The sequence below is a fragment of the Streptomyces sp. NPDC002779 genome, from assembly GCF_042888685.1.
In the GTDB taxonomy this organism is placed as follows: domain Bacteria; phylum Actinomycetota; class Actinomycetes; order Streptomycetales; family Streptomycetaceae; genus Streptomyces.
In genome coordinates, this window is sequence record NZ_JBIAQC010000006.1 from 405,810 (window position 1) to 421,543 (window position 15,734).

13 protein-coding genes are annotated in these 15,734 nt (G+C 72.6%); 10 read left to right on the forward strand and 3 right to left on the reverse strand.

Features of this window, described 5'->3' with window-relative positions; translation table 11 throughout:
* The first annotated feature begins 182 nt into the window (after positions 1-182).
* On the forward strand, positions 183-3,716 hold the full coding sequence (gene mfd / locus ACFYW5_RS19940) for a transcription-repair coupling factor (protein WP_389418336.1): 3,534 nt from the start codon (positions 183-185) through the stop codon (positions 3,714-3,716).
* A 119-nt stretch (positions 3,717-3,835) separates the two neighbouring features.
* On the opposite strand, the gene ACFYW5_RS19945 is transcribed toward mfd, so the two are convergent.
* Positions 3,836-4,021 (reverse strand): Rv0909 family putative TA system antitoxin, encoded by a 186-nt coding sequence (locus tag ACFYW5_RS19945; protein WP_383309817.1) that lies wholly within the window; start codon positions 4,019-4,021, stop codon positions 3,836-3,838.
* Positions 4,022-4,162: 141 nt separating this feature from the next.
* On the opposite strand from ACFYW5_RS19945, the gene ACFYW5_RS19950 reads away from it, so the two are divergent.
* Positions 4,163-4,927: an HNH endonuclease family protein gene (locus ACFYW5_RS19950; protein ID WP_389418337.1), complete on the forward strand. Its 765-nt coding sequence runs from the start codon at positions 4,163-4,165 to the stop codon at positions 4,925-4,927.
* Positions 4,928-4,994: 67 nt separating this feature from the next.
* Here ACFYW5_RS19950 and ACFYW5_RS19955 read toward each other — a convergent pair whose 3' ends face one another.
* Complete coding sequence (locus ACFYW5_RS19955; protein ID WP_389418338.1) at positions 4,995-5,771, reverse strand: hypothetical protein; 777 nt, start codon at positions 5,769-5,771, stop codon at positions 4,995-4,997.
* A gap of 112 nt (positions 5,772-5,883) precedes the next feature.
* Positions 5,884-6,582, reverse strand: coding sequence for a hypothetical protein (locus ACFYW5_RS19960; protein ID WP_389418339.1), 699 nt, complete (start codon positions 6,580-6,582; stop codon positions 5,884-5,886).
* Between the two features lie 220 nt (positions 6,583-6,802).
* On the opposite strand from ACFYW5_RS19960, the gene ACFYW5_RS19965 reads away from it, so the two are divergent.
* The 8 genes from ACFYW5_RS19965 (at position 6,803) to ACFYW5_RS20000 (ending at position 15,402) form a co-directional block, all read left to right on the forward strand.
* Positions 6,803-9,013 (forward strand): N-6 DNA methylase, encoded by a 2,211-nt coding sequence (locus tag ACFYW5_RS19965; RefSeq protein WP_389418340.1) that lies wholly within the window; start codon positions 6,803-6,805, stop codon positions 9,011-9,013.
* Positions 9,014-9,156: 143 nt separating this feature from the next.
* Positions 9,157-9,825 carry a hypothetical protein gene (locus ACFYW5_RS19970; RefSeq protein WP_389418341.1) on the forward strand — a complete coding sequence of 223 codons (669 nt, stop codon included), beginning with the start codon at positions 9,157-9,159 and terminating at the stop codon, positions 9,823-9,825.
* Positions 9,826-9,863: 38 nt separating this feature from the next.
* A complete protein-coding gene (locus ACFYW5_RS19975; protein ID WP_389418434.1) occupies positions 9,864-11,357 on the forward strand; it encodes a protein kinase in 1,494 nt (497 codons plus the stop codon).
* 146 nt (positions 11,358-11,503) lie between these two features.
* A complete protein-coding gene (locus tag ACFYW5_RS19980; protein WP_389418342.1) occupies positions 11,504-12,157 on the forward strand; it encodes a SurA N-terminal domain-containing protein in 654 nt (217 codons plus the stop codon).
* Positions 12,158-12,309: 152 nt separating this feature from the next.
* Positions 12,310-13,296: a nucleoside triphosphate pyrophosphohydrolase gene (locus ACFYW5_RS19985; protein ID WP_389418343.1), complete on the forward strand. Its 987-nt coding sequence runs from the start codon at positions 12,310-12,312 to the stop codon at positions 13,294-13,296.
* Between the two features lie 42 nt (positions 13,297-13,338).
* Positions 13,339-13,599, forward strand: coding sequence for a hypothetical protein (locus ACFYW5_RS19990; RefSeq protein ID WP_389418344.1), 261 nt, complete (start codon positions 13,339-13,341; stop codon positions 13,597-13,599).
* 1 nt (position 13,600) lies between these two features.
* The gene (locus ACFYW5_RS19995; protein ID WP_389418345.1) at positions 13,601-15,094 is read left to right on the forward strand and encodes a hypothetical protein; all 1,494 of its coding nucleotides are present in this window, start codon (positions 13,601-13,603) and stop codon (positions 15,092-15,094) included.
* Positions 15,055-15,402 carry a hypothetical protein gene (locus ACFYW5_RS20000; protein WP_389418346.1) on the forward strand — a complete coding sequence of 116 codons (348 nt, stop codon included), beginning with the start codon at positions 15,055-15,057 and terminating at the stop codon, positions 15,400-15,402. Before ACFYW5_RS19995 ends, ACFYW5_RS20000 begins: the two co-directional genes overlap by 40 nt.
* The last annotated feature ends 332 nt before the right edge of the window (positions 15,403-15,734 follow it).

Genomic DNA, 15,734 nt, shown 5'->3' on the forward strand with positions numbered 1-15,734 from the left:
GTTGCGGGGGAACCGGTGCCGGGAAGCCTTGGGGGGCTTCCCGGCACCGGGCATATGGGCAACCCGCTTGTCCACAGCCCCGGCGCCTGTCGGTGCGGCGACGTACGCTGGAGACCCCCGGCCCGTACGACGAGTCGGGCCCTTTCGCGTTGCCCCACCCCTCGGACGGAAGCTCCCTCCACATGAGCCTGCACGGTCTGCTCGACGCCGTCGTCAAGGACACCGCCCTCGCGGAAGCGATCACCGCGGCCACCGACGGCACCCGCATGCACGTCGACCTCGTCGGCCCCCCGGCGGCCCGCCCCTTCGCGATCGCCGCGCTGGCCCGCGAGGCCGGCCGCCCCGTGCTCGCGGTGACGGCGACGGGCCGGGAGGCCGAGGACCTGGCGGCCGCCCTGCGCTCCCTCCTCCCCCCGGAGGGCGTCGTGGAGTACCCCTCCTGGGAGACGCTGCCGCACGAGCGGCTCAGCCCCCGCAGCGACACCGTCGGCCGCCGCCTCGCCGTCCTGCGGCGCCTGACCCACCCCCGCCCCGACGACCCCGAGACCGGTCCGGTCTCCGTCGTCGTCGCGCCGGTCCGCTCGGTACTCCAGCCGCAGGTCAAGGGCCTCGGCGACCTGGAACCGGTGGCCCTGCGCACCGGCCAGACCGCGGACCTGAACGACATCGTCGAGGCCCTCGCCGGCGCCGCCTATTCCCGGGTCGAGCTGGTCGAGAAGCGCGGCGAGTTCGCCGTACGGGGCGGCATCCTCGATGTGTTCCCGCCCACCGAGGAACACCCCCTGCGCATCGAGTTCTGGGGCGACGACGTCGAGGAGATCCGCTACTTCAAGGTCGCCGACCAGCGCTCCCTGGAGGTCGCCGAGCACGGCCTGTGGGCGCCGCCCTGCCGCGAGCTGCTGCTCACCGAGGACGTTTGCGCACGCGCGCGTGCCCTCGCCGAACAGCACCCGGAGCTCGGCGAGCTGCTCGGCAAGATCGCCGAGGGGATCGCCGTAGAGGGAATGGAGTCCCTGGCTCCGGTCCTGGTGGACGACATGGAGCTGCTGCTGGACGTGCTGCCCAAGGGCGCGATGGCCCTGGTGTGCGATCCGGAGCGGGTACGCACGCGTGCCGCCGACCTCGTGGCGACCTCGCAGGAGTTCCTCCAGGCGTCCTGGGCGGCCACGGCGGGCGGTGGCGAGGCACCCATCGACGTCGGCGCGGCCTCCTTGTGGTCCATCGCGGACGTCCGCGACCACGCGCGCGAGCTGGACATGATGTGGTGGTCGGTGTCGCCGTTCGCCGCGGACGACGCCCTCGAAGAGGCCGACACCCTCAAGCTCGGCATGCACGCGCCCGAGACCTACCGCGGCGACACCGCCAAGGCGCTCGCCGACACCAAGGGCTGGCTCGCCGACGGCTGGCGCGCCGTCTACGTCACCGAGGCCCACGGCCCCGCTGCCCGCACGGTCGAGGTGCTCGGCGGCGAGGGCATCGCCGCCCGCCTGGACGCCGACCTGACCGCGCTGAGCCCGTCCGTCGTGCACGTGGCGTGCGGCTCGATCGACTACGGCTTCGTCGACCCGGCGCTGAAGCTCGCCGTCCTCACCGAGACCGACCTGTCCGGCCAGAAGGCGGCCGGCAAGGACGGCGCGCGCATGCCCGCCCGCCGCCGCAAGACCATCGACCCGCTGACCCTGGAGGCCGGCGACTACATCGTCCACGAGCAGCACGGCGTCGGCCGCTACATCGAGATGGTCCAGCGGACCGTGCAGGGCGCCACCCGCGAGTACCTCGTCGTGGAGTACGCCCCCGCCAAGCGCGGCCAGCCCGGCGACCGGCTCTACATCCCCACCGACCAGCTGGAGCAGATCACCAAGTACGTCGGCGGCGAGGCGCCCACGCTGCACCGCCTGGGCGGCGCCGACTGGACGAAGACCAAGGCGCGCGCCAAGAAGGCCGTCAAGGAGATCGCGGCCGACCTGATCAAGCTGTACAGCGCGCGCATGGCGGCCCCCGGCCACGCCTTCGGGTCCGACACGCCCTGGCAGCGCGAGCTGGAGGACGCCTTCCCCTACGCCGAGACTCCCGACCAGCTGACCACCATCGCCGAGGTCAAGGAGGACATGGAGAAGTCGATCCCCATGGACCGCCTGGTCTGCGGCGACGTCGGCTACGGCAAGACGGAGATCGCGGTCCGGGCCGCCTTCAAGGCCGTCCAGGACGGCAAGCAGGTGGCGGTGCTGGTGCCGACGACGCTGCTGGTGCAGCAGCACTTCGGGACGTTCTCCGAGCGGTACTCGCAGTTCCCGGTCAATGTGCGCGCACTCAGCCGCTTCCAGACGGACACCGAGGCGAAGGCGGTCCTGGAAGGGCTGAAGGACGGCTCCGTGGACGTCGTCATCGGCACCCACCGGCTGTTCTCGTCGGAGACGAAGTTCAAGGACCTCGGCCTGGTCATCGTCGACGAGGAGCAGCGCTTCGGCGTCGAGCACAAGGAGCAGCTGAAGAAGCTGCGCGCGAACGTGGACGTCCTGACCATGTCCGCGACACCGATCCCCAGAACCCTGGAAATGGCCGTGACGGGCATCCGCGAGATGTCCACGATCACCACCCCGCCGGAGGAGCGGCACCCGGTGCTGACCTTCGTCGGGCCGTACGAGGAGAAGCAGATCGGCGCCGCGATCCGCCGTGAACTCCTGCGCGAGGGCCAGGTCTTCTACATCCACAACCGGGTGGAGTCGATCGACCGGGCGGCGGCCCGCCTCCGGGACATCGTCCCCGAGGCGCGCATCGCGATCGCCCACGGCCAGATGTCGGAGACGGCCCTGGAACAGGTGGTGGTGGACTTCTGGGAGAAGAAGTTCGACGTGCTCGTGTCGACGACGATCGTCGAGTCGGGCATCGACATCTCCAACGCCAACACCCTGATCGTCGAGCGCGGCGACAACTTCGGCCTCTCCCAGCTGCACCAGCTGCGCGGCCGGGTCGGCCGCGGCCGGGAGCGCGGGTACGCCTACTTCCTGTACCCGCCGGAGAAGCCGCTGACGGAGACGGCCCACGAGCGGCTGGCGACGATCGCCCAGCACACGGAGATGGGCGCGGGCATGTACGTGGCGATGAAGGACCTGGAGATCCGCGGCGCGGGCAACCTGCTCGGCGGCGAGCAGTCCGGGCACATCGCGGGCGTCGGCTTCGACCTGTACGTCCGGATGGTCGGCGAGGCGGTGGCGGACTACCGCGCCTCCCTCGAAGGCGGCGTGGAGGAGGAACCGCCGCTGGAGGTCAAGATCGAGCTCCCGGTCGACGCGCACGTCCCGCACGACTACGCCCCCGGCGAGCGCCTGCGCCTGCAGGCCTACCGCGCGATCGCCTCCGCCAACACGGAGGAGGACGTCAAGGCCGTACGCGAGGAACTCGTCGACCGCTACGGCAAGTTGCCCGAGCCGGTGGAGAACCTGCTGCTGGTGGCGGGCCTGCGCATGCTCGCCCGCGCGTGCGGCGTCGGCGAGATCGTCCTCCAGGGCACCAACATCCGTTTCGCGCCGGTGGAGTTGCGGGAGTCGCAGGAACTGCGGCTGAAGCGCCTCTACCCGGGCAGCGTGATCAAGCCGGCGGCGCACCAGGTGCTGGTGCCGCGCCCGAAGACGGCGAAGGTGGGCGGGAAGCCGCTGGTCGGGCGGGAACTGCTGGGGTGGGTCGGGGAGTTCCTGGCGACGATCCTGGGGTCGTAGCGGTGCCCGTGGTGCGGTCGTAGCCGTGCTGGTGGGTGCGGTCGCCGACGGGAGTCGGAAAGGCGAAGCCGTCCGCGGGGTGGTGGGTCTCCACGGACGGCTTCTCTTTCGGGCCGGCCTTACGGCTGGTCGGGCCTGTCGCGGTCCATGCCGAGCGCGCCCTCGCCTCTGCGCTGCGCGTCGTCGACGTGGCTCTCGTACTTGTTGCCCGTCTTGTCGTTGACCTTCTTCTCCGCGGTGTCGGACATGCCCTTGGCTTTGTCCTGCGCGCCGCGGTTGCCCTTGAATCTGTCGAGGATGCCCATCCAGAGCTCCTTCCGAGGTGACTCAGAACCGACGATACGCCGGTGATGCGACGGATGCGCATTTTCGGACCATATGGCCTGGACCTCTCGGCGGCTACGGTGGGAACAGGTAATCGGCATGCAGGGGAGGGGCGCACAGTGATGCGGCGTAGGGGCGGGGCGGCACTGCCGGCCGCGGTGCTCGGCATGGTGCTCGTACTCACGGGCTGCGACGACCTGGAGGAGCTGCCCCTGGACGACGCCGCCTCCGGTCCGGCCCAGGGCGCGGGCCGTTCGGTCAACCCCCTGGACAACCCCGACGGTACGGAACCGGGCCTGGCGGCCATCACCTCCGACGCCGACCGGGCCGAGGCACGGGCCCTGATCGAGAAGGTGGCGACCAAGGGCCGCGGCCCGAAGACGGGGTACGACCGGGACGAGTTCGGTTACGCCTGGATGGACTCGGCGCCGGGCGGCATCCCGTTCGCCCGCAACGGCTGCGACACCCGCAACGACCTCCTCCAGCGCGACGGCGAGGATCTGCGCTTCCGGTCCGGCTCGGACTGCGTGGTGATGTCGATGCGGCTGGACGACCCGTACACGGGCCGGACGATCGACTGGACCAAGGCCCGTGCCTCGGAGGTCCAGATCGACCACGTCATGCCGCTCTCCTACGACTGGCAGATGGGCGCCGCCCGCTGGACCGAGGGCAAGCGGCAGGACATCGCCAACGACCCGCTCAACCTGATGCCCGTCGACGGCCGCACCAACAGCTCCAAGGGCGACTCGGGCCCCGCCGCCTGGCTCCCCCCGAACAAGCAGATCCGCTGCTCCTACGCGGTGCGCTTCGCCCAGGTCTCGCTGAAGTACGAGCTGCCCGTGACCCCGCCCGACAAGCAGATGATGCTGCGGCAGTGCGGAGGCTGACGGGGGAGACGCCCGCGTCCCGGCTCCGGGCGTCGCTCCCGGCGTTGCTCCCCGCGTCGCTCGCGGCTCAGGCGCCGAGTGCGTCCAGGTCGATGATGTCGCCGGTGGGCTTGTCCGTCGGGACCGGCTTGCCGTAGTCGCTGAACGTGAGCGAGCCGGGGTCCGAGGGGCTGGTGCTGACGAGCTTGAGCACGTACGGCTCGCCCTCGGTGGCGACGTAGAGCGTGTTCCGCTCCTTGCCGTCCTTCTCGTGCAGGGTGATCGCGGGCGCGCCGTCGACCGTGGTGGTCTCGCCGCGCGTCGCGTCCGACGTGCCGCCGGTGGCGTCACCGAGGAGCGTGTTCAGGTCGCAGAAGGCGTCGAAGTCCTCGGCCCCCTCGCCCGTCGCCGACATCTTGGTCCACTTGCCCGCCAGCATGGCGACCGCGGCGTCGGTATCCGCCTCGGGCTCGCCCTCGCTCTGGCTGCGCAGGAAGGCCTCGTCGTACTTCATGTAGACGGTGTTGCCGTCCTTGATCAGATCGGCCCGGCCCTCGCCGTCCATGCTCATGTGACCGGCGCAGTCGCCCTTCTGGTTCAGGGCCATGTCCATCCCGATGGTGCCGCCGCTCTCCTCGTCGGGGATGTCGCCCGTGATCCGCAACGAGTCGGCACCGCGGGTCGCCTTCACCGCCCGGTCGGCTATCTGCCCGCCGGTCAGACCGGCGAACGCTTCCTTCGGCTTGCTGGAACTGGCGGCCTTGTCCCTGGCCTTGCCCTCCGACTTGTCCTCGCCCTGGCAGCCGGTGACGGCCACGGTGGCGACGGCGGTGAGACAGAGGGCGGCGAGTGCGGTGCGACGCATGAGGGTTCCTCGGTGAAGACGTAGCGCGCGGGGCGCTGGATGAGCTGGTGACTGTGTGAGTTGGGGGTGGGACGTTGGTGTGCCTCTGTGGGCCGCGCCCCGCTGGAGAGGGTCAGGCGGACTTCTTCCAGTCCTGGCAGCCGGACGTCTTGAAGTAGGCGTCCGAGGCGCTGATGGTGACGACGGCCGTGCCGGTCACGTTGTTGTTGGCGATGATCGAGTCGATCGAGTGGTCGGCGTCCTTGGCGCGCTCCCAGTAGCAGGAGTCGTCGGTGTTGCCGGTGGACTTGTAGGTGCCGGGGGCGATGTCGACGCCGACTCTGAGCATGCCCGCGTCGCCGGTCATCTTCGACGCAGGGGAGCCCTTCGCCTTCTCGTCGACGGCCTCCCAGTCGCCGCAGTCACTGGACGAGAAGAGCTTGTCGGTGGCCTTGACGGTGACGTAACCGGTGCCGGTCACATTGTCGTTGGCCAGCAGCGAGTCCATCTCGCCGGACGAGTCCTTGGCCCGCTCCCAGTAGCACAGGCCGTCGGTGTTGCCGGTCGTGCGATACGTGCCCGGCTTGATGTCGGAACCGACCTCGAAGTCGCCGTCTCCCCCGAACGCGACCTTCTTCTCGGCGACTTCCTCCGTGTCCGTCTTCTTCTTGTCCCCGCCGGTGCTGCCGTCCGCGGACGCCGAAGAGCCCTTGTCGCCGGAGCCGCTGGAACCGCCGGAGCCGCTGCTGTCGCCGCCGGCGTTCGCCGATACGGCGCCGATGACGACGATCCCCACGACGGCGCCCAGCGCGACCTTGCCCTTCATGCCCATGGCTGTTCCCCTCCCCTGAGCGGCGACCGCCTCCACCGGAGGTCGCTCGTTCGATGGGTCAATAAGAGCAGAGGCTGTGAACCGAGTCAACACGATTCACGGAATGTTATGTGTACACGGCCGTGAACCCTCAGATCTTGCGTGCGTCGGTATGCTCGGGCGTCACAGAGCGCGTCACCGAGTGGACGCGAGCGATCGGGCGGGTGAGGGGAGCCGGGCGGTGCAGGACAATGCGACAGAGGTGACCGCGGCCGGGATCGCCCGGCTGGCGGGCGTCGGCAGGGCCGCCGTGAGCAACTGGCGGCGCCGGCACGCCGACTTCCCCAAGCCGGTGGGCGGCACCGAGACCAGCCCGTCCTTCGCGCTCGCCGAGGTGGAGGCCTGGCTCCGCCGTCAGGGCAAACTCGCCGAGGTACCGCTGCGCGAGCGGGTCTGGCAGCAGCTCGCCGGGCATCCCGAGGGTCCGGTGACCGCGCTGACGCACGCGGGGTGCGTGCTCCTGCTCATCCACGACCGGCCCACGCTCTGGCTGGAGGTGAGCGCCGGGTCCGACGAACGGCTCGCGGCGATGCTGCCGGGGGCACTGGAGCAGGTGCTCACGCCGCGGTTCGGGGGGATGTCGGCGCGCCGGGGGGCGGCGGCTGTGAACTCGCCGGGGGCTGTGAACTCGCCTGGCCTTGTGAACCCGCCCGGCCCTGTGAACTCCCGCGACCGATCGAACCCCGGCGCCGCTGTGAACGGACCGGCCGCTGTGAACCCCCGCAGTCCCACACGCCCCACTGCCGCCTCCGCCGCCCCCACCCCCGCCGTACACACCCCCACCGGCCCTCAAATCCTCCCCTCCACCCCCCTCCTCCGCGGCGCCGCCGAGCTCGCCGCCGAGATGGGCGGCGCCCGCCCCGCCTTCGAGTTCCTGCTCGGCCGACACCTCGACGCCAACCCGCGCCAGTACACGCTCACGCCCGCCGAACTCGCCGCTCTGATGGCCGACCTGGCCGGCCCCGCCCGTACCGTCCTCGACCCGGCCTGCGGCACCGGTGCCCTCCTGCGTGCCGTCGCCCCCCGCCCCGAGCAGCAGCTGTACGCCCAGGACAGCGCCCCCGACCTCGCCGCCGTCACCGCGCTCCGGCTCGCTCTGCGCACCGGGGCCACCGTGTGCGCCGGAGTCGGTGACACCCTGCGCGCCGACGCGCATCCCGAGCTGCGCGCCGACGCCGTCCTGTGCCACCCGCCGTTCAACGAGCGGAACTGGGGCCATGACGAACTCGCCTACGACCCCCGCTGGGAGTACGGCTTCCCGGCCCGTCCGGAGTCGGAGCTGGCCTGGGTGCAGCACGCGCTCGCGCGGCTGAGGGACGGCGGCACCGCCGTGCTGCTCATGCCGCCCGCCGCCGCCTCCCGCCGCTCCGGCCGCCGGATCCGCGCCGACCTGCTGCGGCGCGGTGCGCTGCGCGCCGTCGTCGCGCTGCCGGTCGGCGCGGCACCGCCGTACAACCTCCCGCTCCACCTGTGGGTGCTGCGCAGGCCCGACAAGGCGCCGGCGCAGCCCGAGGTGCTGCTCGCGGACGCGGGGCAGTTCGCCACCGAGGGGCGCGGCGGGCCGGACTGGCGGGCCGTACGGGACGCCGTGCTCGACGCCTGGCACGCCTTCGACCGGGCCGGCACGCTCGACGAGCGGCCCGGTCTGGCCCGCGCGCTGCCCGTGATCGAACTCCTCGACGACGACGTCGACCTCGCCCCCGCCCGCCATCTGCCGCCCCCCACCGAGGCCGACGGCGCCGAGGCGCTCACGGCCGTGCGCGAGCGCCTGGGCCAGACCCTGGGGCTCGCCGCCGAACTCACCCCGCCGCCCGCCGCGGGCGCCCGCCCGGTGCGCTGGCCGCTCACCACCGTCGGGGAACTCGCGCGCGGGGGCGCCCTGGTGATGCGAACCGGCGGAAGCGGCGGCCACGCGCGTGTGCCCGTGCTCACCGACCATGACGTCCTCGCCGGGACGGCCCCCTCGGGCACGCTCCCCGAGAGCGACGAGGAGGCGGCGCTGACGGAGCCGGGCGATGTCGTCGTCCCGGTGCTCGGCGGCGGCTCGATGGCGCGCGTGATCGACGACACCACGGGGGGCGCCGCCCTGGGGCGCAACCTCGTCCTCCTGCGCCCCGACCGCACGGCGCTCGACGCGTGGTTCCTCGCCGGATTCCTGCGCGGCACCGCCAACAACCGCCAGGCCAGCAGTTACGCGTCCACCGCCACGCGCCTGGACGTGCGCCGGCTCCAGCTGCCCCGGCTCCCGCTCGACGAACAGCGGCGCTACGGCGCGCGGTTCCGCGCGCTGGACGAGTTCGAGCGGGCGCTGCGGCACGCGAACCGGCTCGGGGACCAGCTGGTGCGCGGGATGTACGACGGTCTCACCGACGGGACGGTGGCTCCCGACTGAGGCACCGGGGGAGGGCGGGAAGCCGGGGAAGTGATCAGTACAACAACGGTTCGGTACAACCCGGGACCGGTTGTCCGTGTCGGCCTATACGCTCGAACTCTGTCGTTCGTTCGTCCCCATCGGCCAACCGTCCAGGAGCAGTCATGTACGGCCACGGCGCGGCGCCGCCCACCCGCAGCGAGGCAACGGTCATCTCCCTGCGGGTGCTGTTCGCCGCCGCCGGTCTGCTCTCCTGCGGGATCCTCGCGTGCGTGCCGCTGTTCCGGGTGGCCATCCTGCGCGGCCGCTGGCCGGACTGGGTGCTGGCGTGGGTGAGCCTGCCGGTGTCCATCGCGTGTTTCGCCGTGGTCGGCTCGGTGCCGGAGACGGACCCCAAGTCGGACGTCGCGCTGGCCGCGGTGCTGCTGCTCGGCGCGTTCAGCTCCGTGTACTTCCTGGTGATGGACATCCGCGTGCACAACCGACTCCGGCTGCGGCACGGCGGTTACGCGCGGCCGGGGGCCACGACGATCCACGCTCCGAACGGCCCCGCCGGTTACGGCTATCCGCAGCAGGTGGCGTCGCCGTACACGACCGCGCCGGTCCAGCAGCCCCTGCCGCAGCAGCACCGGCCGCCCGCGCCCGTACCGCACCCGGCGACCCCGGTCCCCACCCCGCCGCTGCCCCAGGACGCCCCGCCCGCCGGCCCCGTACCGGCGCCGCCGCAGCGGCCCGCGCCCGCCCGGATCGACCAGGTGCGCGCCGAGCTGGACGAGCTCAGTGACTATCTGCGCAACCACGACGGCCGCGGCGACCACGAGGGCGGAAGGTGACCGTGACGACCGGGCGCGTCGTCGCCGCCCGCTACGAACTGTCCACGCTCATCGGGCAAGGCGGCATGGGCCAGGTCTGGACGGCGTACGACCAGCGGCTCGACCGGCGCGTGGCGGTGAAGCTGCTGCGCCCCGACAAGGTGGCGGGGCAGGAGGCGGACGAACTGCGCCGCCGGTTCGTGCGCGAGTGCCGGGTGACCGCGCAGGTCGACCACCCCGGCCTGGTCACCGTGCACGACGCGGGCAGCGAGGGCGAGGAGCTGTTCCTCGTCATGCAGTACATCGACGGCGCGGACCTCTCCGACCATCTCGCCGAGCACGACCCGTACCCGTGGCAGTGGGCGGTGGCGGTCGCCGCGCAACTGTGCGCCGTGCTGAGCGCCGTGCACGCCGTGCCGATCGTCCACCGCGATCTCAAGCCGCGCAATGTGATGGTGAAGCAGGACGGCACGGTCACCGTCCTCGACCTCGGCGTCGCCTCCGTCATGGACGCCGACACCACCCGCCTCACCCACACCGGCACCCCCATCGGCTCGCCCGCCTACATGGCGCCCGAGCAGGCCATGGGCGGCGCGGTCGGCCCGTACACCGACCTGTACGCGCTCGGTGTGCTGCTGCACGAACTCCTCAGCGGCGACGTCCCGTTCTCCGGCTCGACCGCGCTCGGCGTGCTGCACCGGCACCTCTACGAGCCCCCGGTGCCCGTGCGCCGGATGCGCCCCGAGGTGCCCGAGGCCCTGGAAGCGCTGGTCCTGCGGCTGCTCGCCAAGGACCCGCAGCACCGCCCCGGCTCCGCGCAGGAGGTGTACGAGGACCTGGCGCTGCTGCTGCCCGCGCGCGGGACGCCCACCGGGGCGCCCCTGGACCCCACGCGCCCGTTCCTGCGCCCGCACGCCCCCTGGCCGGACCGCGCCCGCACCCCCGCGCCCCAGCCCGCCCCCGCCGCCCCGGTCGCTCCGGCCGCCGGGAAGCCGGACGTGGCCCGCGCGGTGGACGAGGTCAAGCGCCTCCTCGGCGAGGGCCGCATCACCCAGGCCGTCGACATCCTCGGCGCGATCCTCCCGGTCGCCGCCGAGCGGCACGGCGAGAAATCCCCGGTCGTGCGCACCCTGCGCAAGCAGTACGCGGCCACGCTCATGGACGACGGCCAGTACCGGCGCGCGCTTCCCGTCCTGCGCGCCCTCGCCACCGAGCGCGCCGCCGAGGCCGGCCACGCCGACCCCCAGTCACTGCGCTTCCGCTACGAAGCGGCCCAGTGCCTGGAGCAGCTCGGCGACCCGGCGGCAGCGCTGGCGGAGTACCGGTCGCTGCTGCCGTACTACGAGAACCAGTACGTGGCCGGAGACCCGGAGCTCGCCCACGACGTCCGCCGCCGCATCGGCCACCTGCTGCTCGCGCTCGGCGACCGCCCCGCCGCCCACGACACCCTGGTCCGTCTCCTGCACGACGTGGAACGCCTGCACGGTCCCGGCCACCCGCTGGCCACCGACATCCGGCGCACGCTCCAGTGGCTGGGTCAGGTGCGCGGCTAGCGAGGACGGCCGCCCGAGCCCGCGAGCCGGTGCCCGAAGTCGCGGTGAATCGTTGGTCGAATGGGTTGGCCAGAGCTTGGCCACTGCCTACCATCGATCATCGCAAGACTTTGTGCACCGTCGCACAATCTCCTCGGGAGGTCTCCTTGCACCGCCGCTACCGCCGCCGTCGCACCGCGCTCCTCCTCACTGCCGCCCTCGCGGCGGCGCCTCTCCTCACCGCCTGCGGAAACGACGCGCACCCGGGTGCCGCGGCCGTGGTCGGGGATCAGCGGATCACCGTCTCCCAGCTGGAGAACAGGGTGAACGAGGTGCGCGCGGCCCAGCGCGCGGTCGTCTCCGACGAGGCGCAGTACGCCCAGGCCGTGTCCCGGACCGGCAGCCTCACCCGGGACACCCTGCACGGCATGGTCCTGGACCGGGTGCTGCATCAGGCCGCCCAGGACGCGGGCATCACCGTCAGCCGCAAGGAGATCCAGGAGATGCGCAACGGCCTGGAACAGCAGGCCGGCGGTGCCAAGGCACTGGAGACGACCTGGCTCCAGGAGTACGGCGTGGCCCCGGCGCGCCTGGAGGAGAACCTCCGCCTGCAGCTGGAGGCCCAGAAGCTCGCCGCCAAGCTCGGCACCGACACCACGCAGCCGGAGTTCTGGAAGGCCCTGTCGGAGGCTTCCGAGAAGCTCGACATCGACCTGAACCCGCGCTACGGCAGCTGGGACGTCCAGAAGAGCGGCCGCGTGGACGCCAAGACGCCGTGGGTGCGTGAGGTGACGGCGGCGGACCCGCAGCAGCCGGCGTAGCGGGCACAGCGGCGGGGAGACAGCGAGGCGGAACGGTACGGCGCCTCCGGGGGCCGTACCGGTACACCCTCTGCGGTCATACGATCACACCCCGGCCTCTGCCTGTGGACAACGCGATCCGGTCCGTCCCCGCCGTGCGTTAGCTTCGAACCGTGAACACCACCAGCCCCGAAACCGCCCCCGCCGCCCCCGGCCGTATCGTCCTGCTCACCACCAGCCACCGCGTCGCCCCCGGCCTGCTGTCCTGGCCCGCCTGGCAGGCGCTGCGCTCCGCCGACAGCGTGCTGTGCGCGGACGGCGCCCACCCGCAGCTGCCGTATCTGCGGGAGGCGGGCATACGGGTGACCGAGGCGGCCCCCACCGCCGAGGCGCTGGTCGGCACCTGCGCCGGCGGCCGCACCGTGGTGGTCGTGGCCACCGGCGAGGGCGAACCGGCGCTGACCGACGGCCTCGCCCGCCTCGCCGGATCCGGCCGCGTGAGCATGCCGGAGCTGGAACTGCTCCCCGCCTCCTACGACCTGCCCGGCGCCCGCCTGCTCGACCTCGTCCAGGTCATGGACCGGATCCGCGCCGAGTGCCCCTGGTCCTCCCAGCAGACCCACAAGGGCCTCGCCAAGTACGGCATCGAGGAGGCCTACGAACTCGTCGAGGCCATCGAGGAAGGGGACCGGGACGAACTGCGCGAGGAACTGGGGGACGTCCTCCTCCAGGTCGTCTTCCACGCGCGCATTGCCGAGGAGGACCCCGAGGCGCCCTTCTCCCTCGACGATGTCGCCGGGACCATCGTCGCCAAGCTGATCCATCGCCACCCGCACGTCTTCGGGGACGAGACCGCCACCACCCCCGAGGAGGTCAAGGAGCACTGGCTGCGGACCAAGGCCACGGAGAAGCGCCGCGAGTCCGTCACCGACGGCATCCCCCTCGGCCAGCCCGGTCTCGCCCTCGCGGCGAAGCTGGCGTCCCGGGTCAGAACGGCCGGGCTCGACGTGCCCCTGCCCAGGACCGAGGGCATCGGTTACGAGCTCCTCGCCCTCGCGGTGCGCGCCGAGGCCGAGGGCGTGGATCCGGAGGCGGCGCTGCGGGCGGCGGGGCGGGCGTACCGGGATGCGGTGCGGGCTGCCGAGGGCCTGGAAGGTTAGTACGGTTGCCTCCTGAGCCGGCTCTGGGGCACGAGGGCTTGTATGTCAGGCGTGTTGGACGAACTGGCGGCTGCGGCGGCCGGGGTTCTGGTGTCCTCGATGGGCTCCGACGACTGGGAGGAAAGGGCCAGGCCTGCGTTCGTCCACATCTACGCGCTGGCCATGAGCGAGGACGTGGGACCGGTTCTGGAGGGCCACCGGAGCGAGCTGAGCAGCGGGGAGCTGTCGGCGCGGGACGCGGCGCGGATCTGGCGGAGCAAGATCCGGGAGGCGTTCAAGAAGGAAGGGGGTCATCGCCAATGAGGTGCACAAGTTCATAGCGGACTTCCGGCCGACCGGTCACCTGGCCTGTCCGTCCTGCGCGACCTCGGTGGACCGCGACGACATCTACTGCGGGGGATGCGGCGATGTGCTGGGCGCTCCGGCCGCCGTACCGGTGAGCGTCACCTCCCGCGACGCTCCGGGCCCCCTCGCCCAGGGCGAACGGCCCGGGGACCACGTCGACTTCCGGCGGTCCAGCTTCCATGCCCCGGTCATCGGCGTGCAGCACAACTACGGCCAGCCGGGGCCCGCGTCCGCCGACAGCTGGCCCCGGCTCGGTGACTTACGGGGCCGCGCGCTGGGTGTACGGCCCGTCAGTTCCTTCTGGGGCGAGCCCGATCTGCCGCCCTACGTCCCGCGCGACCGGGACGCCGAACTCGACCGGCTGGTCGCGCGGGGGCTGCGGGAGGGCGGACTGGTGGTCGTCACCGGGGAGCCGCTGTCCGGCAAGTCGGCGACCGCCTGGGCCGCCCTGAGGCGGAACGCCGACGCCGGTGCCCGGCTGTTCAACGCTCACCCCGGGACCGAGCCGCGCGAGCTGCCCGCCGCGCTGCGCGGGCGTGATCCCGCCGGTACGCATGTGGTGTGGCTGGACGATCTGGAGAGCCACATCGACGAACGGGGGCTGGTGGCGGGGCCGTTGGCGCAGCTCGCGCACGAGGGTGTGCTGGTGCTCGCCACGATGCGGGACACCGCGTACGAGGCGCACCGCTTCGGTGACCTGCCGATGGCCCGTGCCCTGCGCGGGGCCCGCACGGTGGATCTGACCTGCGACTGGAGCGAGACGGAACTCGCACGGCTCGCGCAGGCGGAGGACCCGCGGCTCAGGGACGCGGTGCGCCGGCGCGGTGAGCTGGGCGTCACGCAGTTCCTGGCGGCGGGACCGGAGTTGTGGGAGGAGCGGCGCCGGGCGAGCCGTCCCGGCGGGCGGGCCGACGGTCACCTGCTGGTGCGGGCGGCCATCGACGCGGCCCGTTGCGGAGTCACCAGTGGCCTGTCGCCCCGGACCTGGGAATTCCTGATCAACGTACGGCAGATGTACGGGAGCGGGTGCGCGCTGGCGACCCCCGTCTCGCAGGAGGACCTGGACTGGGCGGCCAAGCCGCGGCTGGGAGTCTCGGGGCTGCTGGTGCCGGGTCCCGAGAAGGACACCTGGCAGGCGTGCGGGACGCTGGTCGCCGACGCGATCCGCTGTCCCGACCTGCCGCCGCTGACTCCTCATCTGTGGGGGTCGATGGCCTGGATGGCGGCGAGGTACGACCTGCCCGAGCGCGACGAGGTGTCCCGGGCGGCTCGCGAGTGGTGCGGATCCCGGCCGAGGCGGGGGACCCCGTCGCCCCGACGATCCTCGCCTTCCTGTCGACGTGGGCCGGCGACGCCCCCGAGGCGCTGCGCTGGTGGGGCGAGGTCGCGGAGCAGGACGAGCGAGAGGCGTACATGCCCGGGCGGTACCTGCTGCTGGAGCAGGGCAAGCTGACCGAAGCCCTTCCCCATATCCAGAGGGCGGCCGAGGCGGGCAGCCGGGAGCCGGCCCAGGAACTCGGGTTCCTGCTCCTCGCGCGCGCCCTGCACTGGCTAGGCGTCGCGGCCGAGCACGGCAACCCCGCCGCGGCCGAGGCCCTCCCCGCACTCCGCGCGGCCCTCACGGACCAGCGACTCCTGTCGGCCCTGGCACCCCACACCCCCGACCCCACGCCCCCGTCCCCCGGCCCCCCACTCTCAGCCGGACGCGCCATCACCCACGCCCTGGACGAAATCCGCGCCCGAAACCCCACCACGCAGTAACCCCGCCAGGGCCCAACACCGCCACACGCGCAGAGAGGCAGAGAGTAGGGGGACGGACTCTCCTCAGCAGAGCCGCCAAGACCCACCCCGGCCCACCGGGCCGCCTCCGCCGGGCCCACCCATCCACCCGCCGCCGGCTCCCGCCCTCCAGCTCGCGCAGAGAAGGGGTGGCTCTCCCCGGCGGGCCCCGACAAGAAGCCGAGCACGGCCTCACGGCGCCTTGGCCCGCCCAGCCACCCACCCCCTCGCCCCGCCCAGCGAAGCCCCCGCCCCCCGCCGGATACCGTCAAGGAGTGACCGACCACCCCACCCCCGCCCCCAATCCAGACCGC